Raw genomic sequence first — 900 nt, forward strand, 5'->3', positions numbered from 1 at the left:
CTAGGCCGTGTTTTCAAAGTGATCTAGATGGTGGATCATGGTGTGGTGATCCGGCGTCATGAGCTCACTGATGAGGAGTGGGACAGGCTGCGGCCGTTTCTGCCTGTCTCGCGGTTAGGTCGTCCACGTGAGGATGACCGGCGGGTATTGAACGGCATCGTGTGGAAGATCCGTACCGGTGTGGCATGGCGGGATGTGCCGCCCCGGTACGGGTCCTGGCAGAGCCTGTACACGCGGTTTCGGCGCTGGGCCAAGGACGGCACGTTCACCGCGATGCTGCAGGCGGTGCAGGCCGAGGCCGATGCCCGTGGCGACGTCGATTGGCTGGTGGCGGTGGATTCGACCATCGTGCGTGCGCACCAGCACGCGGCCGGCGCCCGAAAAGGGGGCTCAGCCTCGGCTCGCAGGAGGATCACGCCCTCGGCCGATCCCGCGGCGGCCTGACCAGCAAGATCCACCTGGCATGCGAGGGCGCCGGACGACCGCTGGCGTTCTGCCTGACCGGCGGCAACGTCAATGACTGTACCCAGCTGGAGCAAGTCCTGGCCGGCATCCGGGTCCCCCGCCTCGCCGGTGGCCGTCCCCGCACCCGCCCTGATCAGGTGGTGGCGGACAAGGGTTACAGCACCCGGAAGATCAGGGCGTACCTGCGCCGGCGGGGCATCGGGCACACCATCCCTGAGCGCAGCGACCAGATCGCAGCCCGGAAGCGGCGCGGGCGCCGTGGTGGCCGGCCGCCACGCTTCGACCGAGCCCTCTACCGGCGCCGCAACGTCGTCGAGCGCTGCTTCAACCGGCTCAAGCAGTTCCGCGCTCTGGCCACCCGCTACGACAAGACCGCGACGTCATACACCGCGGTCGTCACTATCGCGTGCCTGATGCTCTGGCTGTGATCATTTG

The 900-nt window shown here is 67.6% G+C and carries 1 protein-coding gene; it reads left to right on the forward strand.

From position 1 onward, the window contains the following. Positions 1-48: 48 nt before the first annotated feature. A protein-coding gene (locus E1286_RS47365) for an IS5 family transposase (RefSeq protein ID WP_425464807.1) occupies positions 49-893 on the forward strand; the annotation gives its coding sequence in 2 pieces (ribosomal slippage) (positions 49-406 and positions 406-893; 846 coding nt in all). Positions 894-900: the final 7 nt, after the last annotated feature.

Source organism: Nonomuraea terrae (genome assembly GCF_004348995.1).
GTDB classification, from domain to species: Bacteria; Actinomycetota; Actinomycetes; order Streptosporangiales; family Streptosporangiaceae; genus Nonomuraea; species Nonomuraea terrae.